Origin of the sequence: Streptococcus sp. HMSC066F10, from assembly GCF_001813805.1 — a bacterium.
GTDB lineage: Bacteria > Bacillota > Bacilli > Lactobacillales > Streptococcaceae > Streptococcus > Streptococcus vaginalis.
Genome location: NZ_KV813971.1, coordinates 1 through 7,282 on the forward strand (window position 1 = coordinate 1; position 7,282 = coordinate 7,282).

Here is a 7,282-nt window from a genome sequence, read left to right on the forward strand (position 1 = left end):
AGCTTTTCTTCAACCCACTACAGTTGACAAAGAGCCTCTTTTATATGAAATGACTTATAATTGTTAAATACCAACGATAGGTAACATCTTTGGAATCATCCACAGATAACCAATCAAATGCTAGATATCGAAAGTGGATATTTTTTAAAAACTGAATCATTATTTTCTTCTTTTCATCGCGATGAATGAAGTTCCAATCAAACCAAGGAGACCAAGGATCTCAAGAACTAGATTAGACGCTACTCCTGTAGATGGCAATTTCTTCTTAGTTGCTGATGTAGGATTTCCTTTTGCTACTGTTTCATTTTCAGTAGCCAATGGTTTATGATTAACTTCTTTATTCTGGAATTTTCCAGTTTGGCTCTCTCCTATCTGTGTCTGACTATCTTGGATAGACGGCTTAGTCTGCTTAGGTGTAGTGACATTTTGATTCTTAGAAAGTGTCTTAATCGCAAACAAACTGAAGTGGTTCGTTTTAAAGACAACTTGCCCATTTTCAACTTTAGAAGGAATACGCTCAAGGTCGCCATTTTCCTTTACGTGATAGACGTGAACATCTGAGCCAGTCTGCCCAAGTGCGAGCCGAACAGTTCGTTCTCCATTGACATGAGTTTCCTTGCCTCCTTTAGAAAGAGATAAGTCAAACACACGAACTGTTCCTCCTCCTGTTTTACGAGCAATTTTATCAGCCAACTCTTTCGTCGTTACTTCCTTGAGATGTAACTTATCAGCATCTGTAGGTTTATCAAATACAACCGTAACCTTAGTATTTCCATCAGTTGATGTAAATACTGCTTGTCCAACTTTATTTAACCCATCCGGTAACTTCGGTACATCTGGGCTCTTAGGTGTATCTGGAGCCTGCGGTGCTTCCGGAGCCTGCGGTGTATCTGGAGTTTCTGGCGTATTTTTCTCTAGACCTTTTTGAAATTTAGCAACAGTAGCATCCATTTTTGAGAATGCATCGTGTACTAAGTTATCAATCTCTACTTCAGTCTTTGCATTGTCAATATCAAAAATGGTTTGTTGTTTAATCGCTTCAAGTTCCTTAAAAAGATCAACAATTTTACTGTGATTTTCCTTCTGCAGATGTTGACGAACTCCATCTAAAACCTTACTCATATACTTCGACACAGCAATCTTAGCCTTTTCCTTATCTTGATCCATTTCTGAATTTTCCGGAATTGGTGCTGGCTGATCTTGTTCTACTTTTTTATCCAGATCATCTACAATCTGCTTAATTTTATTAAATGGTGTAAGGAAATATTGCTCAAAATAGCCTTTCAAAGCATCATTTTCTAAACTTCCGTAATTATCCTCCTTCGTTCTCTTCATATCTGTCTCAAATATCTTTTTAATTTCTGCATTATCAGGATATTTGTTCATAAACTGAACCACTTTTCTAGTCAGCATCTCCATTTGTGCATGAAGCTGATAATTCATAAAATCAGATTTATATTTGTTAAAATAGTGCTCTGTGTAGTATTGTGAAGATGAATCACCAATAATGTTCTTAAAACTTGTTATGGCTTCCTGGATAGGCTCTTTTTGTGACTCCCAGATAGATTTTTGAATACCATACTCTGGATTGGATGGAATCTCTGGTTGCTCCATTAAATCTTTTATTGCTTTTTCTAACTTTTCCAGTTCTTGTTGCGCTGATTTAATCAACTCTTGTAATTGATTCTTGTCATTTGATTTTGGTTCTTGAGGAATCTTTTCTTCCGCTTTAGAATCTTTCTGCTCGGGTGCTTTAGGAACTTGTTTCTCCTCTTTCTTTTGCACTGTAATAGTTAACGTTTTTTCGACCACATTGCCAGAATCATCTTGAGCTTTTAGAGTCACTGTTTGACTTTCATTTGGCTTCAAATTCTTAATAGTAATCTCGACAATCTTATGATTCTCAACATCATTCTTATAATTATGAATGATTCTAGTTCCTACTACAGACGGATTATATTTTGTCAAAAGATCCAAAAAATTCAACTTAATCTTCGAATCACTTTTAGCTGTGACTGTAAATTTCACGTCTTCACCTTCATATACAGTGATATTCGCTGGTGAAACTGTTAACTCAATCTTTTGTTGATTATTTTCATTAGCGGCTAAATCTCGTTTGACACGTTTTTTAGGTGTCCCCTCCTCTGATGTTTTAAATTTTTTTCTAAAATCCTCCACAACGTGTTTCAACCTCGAATGAGCTTCCTCTTCTAGTTGCTTTAATTCCGGGAGGTTTTTAGATTGATTCAGTTTTCCTTCGTACTCTCTTACGATTTCTTTAGATTTCGCAACCAAATCTCCTAAATTAGCTTCCGAATTATGTTTTAATTCTTGTTCAACATGCTTCAAGCTCTCACTCATAGCCTTATACAATTTCACATTCGTTTCTTTGATAAGAGGTTGTATTTCTTTGAGCTTTTGAGCATTTTCTAAGAATTGATTTTTAATTTGTTTAGCTTGTTTATTGGTAGTTGCCTTATCTAATTCTTCAAGAGATTTTTGAGCAAGATTCTGAAGGCTATTAGCATAGTGTTCATCAACTTTCTGAGTATTTTCCTCACTACTCGTTTCTTTCTTCACATGCTCTTGAATTTCTTGATCCAGACCAGCTTTAGTTGAACTAAAGAGTTTACCTAGTTCTTCACGAACCTTTACTTCGGCATCTTCTTTTTTATCTGCTTGTTGAGCTTGTTTACGAATATCTTCAATTTTTTTCAGCATAGAGTCTTTATCTTCATTTGTGATTCCCTTTTGCTCTGCCATTTTTTCAACTTGTCTCTTTTGATAATTAAGCTCTTTGTCAATATTGCCTAGATCTACTTTCGTATCTGACTGCTTAGAAGTTTGTTCCTGTTTCTTTTGGATAAACTCTTTAAATTCATACTCTAAAGTCTGTAAATTGTCCGTATCTTCCTCATTATCAATACTAGCTAACCAATTTTTCTTTTCGTTTTCTGATAATTGACTCTGATTAATTTGATTTTTGAGACGATTCTTTAATTTTTCTACCTTGGCTTTATTATCATTTGATTTAGATGAGTCTGTCTCCTTCGTCTTTTCTGCTGTAACTTTTTCAGTTGATTTTCTCTTCTCATCATTTTGAGAAGCAGTAATAGCTGTTTTCTCGACCGGTTCAACAGCTTTTTTAATGTCTGTTGTAGGAATTTCCATCTTTGTTGTCTCAAGTTCCGAGGATGATGAATTATTTCCTTGATCTGTTTGAGCCATACTTGGATAGGGCTTAGCTGCAACCTCGGTAGTCTTCACACTATCGTCCTTTACAAGCTCACTTGCATGAGCAACGCTTCCCATAAACAAACTAGCTACCGCTACACTAGCTACTCCTACACTAAATTTACGAATGGAATAACGCATTTTTCTTTCATAATTAGATTTAAACATATCGATATCCTCCAATATTTTATTTATCTTCAGTATACCCCTCCAATATGAACTGCATATTAAATTGGGTATATTATTTTTAGCCTTTCATTCTTCCATTTGGAATAATAACTTCCTGCAATAATTTTTCTTCCTCTGCTATTCTATGGTATAAAATAGTAGCATATACAGGAAAAATAAAGATGAATGTCACATAAGCATGACTCACCAGAGCCAAACCAACTAGTTCTGGTAATATATTTAAAAAGTAATTAGGATGCTTTACAGTTCTAAAAAGGAAGTGATCTACAAATTTGTGATTATTGACAAGCATAAGCTTTACTGTCCAAATATCTCCCAACAAGTGAATCACCAACATCAACATCAGCATAGAAAAAATAAGCAAGACTAAACCAACCATGCTCATACCATCAAAATTTGTCTTGTGCACCATTGCTTCAACGAAGCAAGAGAGATAAAAAATAATATGTGCCAACGTCAATCGTTTTGTATTCTCAACCCCAAATTCTTGCCCACCGTTGCTAAGGATTCGTTTCTCATTCTCTATCGAACGCTTTAAAAAAATCAATCGAATAAGGAATGTTACTAAAATAATTGCTAATACCATATTAGTATCCTTTCTTTTTATACAAAGAATAACACCCATATGTTAACCCTATATGAACTATAACAAAAAAAGAACGGAGAGATTTCCGTTCTTTTGCTTTATACAACTAATCTGCTTGCAAGCAAATTTTAAATTCCATTCCCTGTTCATAAGGGAGAAAACTATAGGACATTTGATAACTTTCTAGGATGTTATTCACGATATAGAGTCCTAAACCAGACCCTTCAGACTTGTCTGTGACAACTTGAGAGTGGTAAAAAATATCAAACAAATGATTCAACTCTTCTTGATTAAGAGGTTGGCAGGTATTTTTGATAGAAAGATAGCCATCTTGCTCGGATATGATTACGCGCCCATTTTTATCTGAATATTTAATTGCATTACTAATCAGGTTTGTCAAAACCTTATCCAATGCCTTGAGACTCATGACGACCCTAGTAGCATCTGTCAATTGATTTTCAATTTCTATTCCTCTTGAGCGTGCTAATTCCTGATAGCGAGATAAAACATCCGTCAAAATAGTCTGGACTATCAAGGTCTCGCTACACTCTGTCCACTCTTGGAACTTAGAGGACTCCAAAACTTCTTCGAGCAAGTGGCTCATTTGATCAATTTGATCGATACTCTTTGCTATATACTTAGGGTGGTCTTTATAATCCCCAATATTGTACTGCATATTCTCTAGAATAATTCGAAGACTGGCTAAAGGGGTCTTCAACTCATGTGACGCTCCGCGAACAAAAGAAACTTTCTGCTTTTGCAACCTGACAATCCGTTCATTTCTTCTATCAGATTCATCAATGACTGCCAGCAAGTTTTCATACACATCATTGATTTGCTTTCCAACTTCCCCAACTTCATCCTTTCGCGTTTCATCAAAGCGAATATCATGATCCAACTCCTGCATCTTACCTGTAACTTTTGAGATATAAAAGAGAGGCTCCAGTAAACGTTTCGTATAGAAGTAGGAAAAGAGAAAGGCAAATACAAGCGTTGCTAAAAAGGTATACGGGAGATAGAGAAGCATAATCCGTGTTGCCTCTTTATAAATATCCACACCTTGAATAAATTGAATGGTTACCTTTTTACCATCAGCTGTCGTAATCTGACGGTCAATCGTTACGATATAGTTAGTGGGACTGCCTTCCTTTATTTCCAAGTCATGCACAAGGGAAATTCTCTTGTCCAGTACATCATCTTTCAAATGGGCAGAGATGCGAAGAGACTTCGAATAGGACTCCAGCAAACTAGGCAGTTCATGAAAATTTTTACCTTCTAAGTACCTGCTTATAATAGTCGCACTCTCATTAAACTTCTCACCCTCTTGCTGAATGTAATAAAAAGGAAAGGTCAGATAGATGGCAATGTGGATGACCAAAGCAATTGCACCTAAAAGCGAAAAACTTCTTAAAAATGATTTGGTTAATAATTTAGGATTTTTTATCATAAGCTAATTTTGTATCCGGCATTTTTCACTGTTACAATGCAATCCAGATCCAACTTCTTACGAAGATTTCGAATGTAAACATCAACTACTCTATCAAGAGGCAAATCTGCAAAATCATTCGAGATAGACTCGAGTATCTGCTCTCTACTCAAGACCTGGTTCTTATGTTGGATCAAACATTTTAAAACCAACAATTCTTTCGGCTTAATTGCAACCTCCTCGTTCTTGACTCGAGCTTGGTAGGATGTGAAATCCACTGTCACATCTTGATAATGCCAAATATCCTCCACAACATAGTAACGCCTAAGCAGAGCTTGAATCCGTTTGACTAGGAGCACTAGTGAAAATGGTTTTGTCACATGATCATCAGCATAAAGGTCAAATACCTGCATCTGAGTTTCCTCATCTCCGAGTGCACTTAAGACGATTACAGGAATATCATGATTTCCATTAATTTCTTTTAACACCTCAAATCCGCTCCGCTTCGGTAACATCAGATCCAAGACCATCAGATGAATCGGGAACTCATAAAATTTCTCCAAAGCCTCCTGCCCATCCTTTGCTAGAATAACATGATAGCCTTCTTCTCTCAAAAAAGCAGCTACTCCCTCTCTAATCATATCCTCATCATCTACAACTAAAATGTTCATCTATTCCCCTTCTTAACCTATCTAAAATTCACTCTTTTGCTAGGTTTACATTATTTTCATTTCATACGCAAAAAAGAAACAGGGCTCTATTGAAATGGTGGAAATTTCAGGAAACTCTGCTCTTTTTCATTCTATACAAATCTTAATATCTATTTATTCTTATTATAACTAATATTTACATATTGTCAACTTATTTCCTTTGGTTTTTTTAAAATAAATACAAAAAGAATCAGGACAACTCCTGATTGAAAGTTCTATAATAGACTTCCTGCGGAACAAAATATGGTACAATAGTTCTATGAATTATGGAAGCAAGCAAACAATTAACTGATGTACGATTTAAGCGCCTTGTTGGTGTTCAGCGCACTACTTTTGAAGAGATGTTAGCTGTGTTAAAAACAGCTTATCAACGTAAACACGCAAAAGGTGGACGGACCCCTAAGTTAAGCTTAGAAGATCTCCTCGTGGCTACTCTTCAATACATGCGAGAATACCGTACTTATGAACAAATTGCGGCTGATTTTGGCATTCACGAAAGCACCTTAATCCGTCGGAGTCAATGGGTTGAATCAACTCTTATTCAAAGTGGTTTTACGATTTCAAAAACTCATCTTAATGCTGAGGATACGGTGATTGTGGATGCAACAGAGGTAAAAATCAATCGTCCTAAAAAAATCAACTAGCCAATTATTCTGGTAAAAAGAAATATCATGCTATGAAGGCTCAGGCGATTGTCACAAGCCAAGGGAGAATTGTTTCTTCGGATATTGCGGTGAACTATTGCCACGATATGAAATTGTTCAAAATGAGTCGCAGAAATATCGGACAAGCTGGTAAAATCTTGGCTGACAGTGGTTATCAAGGGATCATGAAGATGTATTCACAAGCGCAAACTCCGAGGAAATCAAGCAAACTTAAGCCACTAACTCTTGAAGATAAAGCCTATAACCATGTGCTATCTAAAGAGAGAATCAAGGTTGAGAATATTTTTGCCAAAGTAAAAACGTTTAAAATATTTTCAACAACCTATCGAAATCGACGCAAACGGTTTGGATTACGAATGAATTTGATTGCTGGAATTATCAACCGTGAACTAGGATTTTAGTTTCGCAGGAAGTCTATTATACAATCTTCCTTTCCTGATTATACCCGTGGTGCTATTTAATTTCAAAATAC

At 35.9% G+C, this 7,282-nt stretch carries 5 protein-coding genes; 1 reads left to right on the forward strand and 4 read right to left on the reverse strand.

From position 1 onward, the window contains the following. Positions 1-159: 159 nt before the first annotated feature. The 4 genes from bac to bgrR form a co-directional block, all read right to left on the reverse strand. Entirely contained in the window at positions 160-3,402 is a 3,243-nt protein-coding gene (gene bac / locus HMPREF2933_RS04415; RefSeq protein ID WP_024052304.1) for an IgA Fc-binding protein BAC, read from the reverse strand. Between the two features lie 79 nt (positions 3,403-3,481). Next, the gene (locus tag HMPREF2933_RS04420; RefSeq protein ID WP_024052303.1) at positions 3,482-4,009 is read right to left on the reverse strand and encodes an isoprenylcysteine carboxyl methyltransferase family protein; all 528 of its coding nucleotides are present in this window, start codon (positions 4,007-4,009) and stop codon (positions 3,482-3,484) included. Positions 4,010-4,115: 106 nt separating this feature from the next. Next, the gene (bgrS, locus tag HMPREF2933_RS04425; RefSeq protein WP_024052302.1) at positions 4,116-5,456 is read right to left on the reverse strand and encodes a sensor histidine kinase BgrS; all 1,341 of its coding nucleotides are present in this window, start codon (positions 5,454-5,456) and stop codon (positions 4,116-4,118) included. Further along, complete coding sequence (bgrR, locus tag HMPREF2933_RS04430; RefSeq protein ID WP_024052301.1) at positions 5,453-6,106, reverse strand: response regulator transcription factor BgrR; 654 nt, start codon at positions 6,104-6,106, stop codon at positions 5,453-5,455. The genes bgrS and bgrR overlap by 4 nt, the downstream gene beginning before the upstream one ends. Positions 6,107-6,411: 305 nt before the next feature. Here bgrR and HMPREF2933_RS09700 point away from each other — a divergent pair. Further along, a protein-coding gene (locus tag HMPREF2933_RS09700; RefSeq protein ID WP_224783972.1) for an IS5 family transposase occupies positions 6,412-7,211 on the forward strand; the annotation gives its coding sequence in 2 pieces (ribosomal slippage) (positions 6,412-6,780 and positions 6,783-7,211; 798 coding nt in all). Positions 7,212-7,282 lie beyond the last annotated feature (71 nt).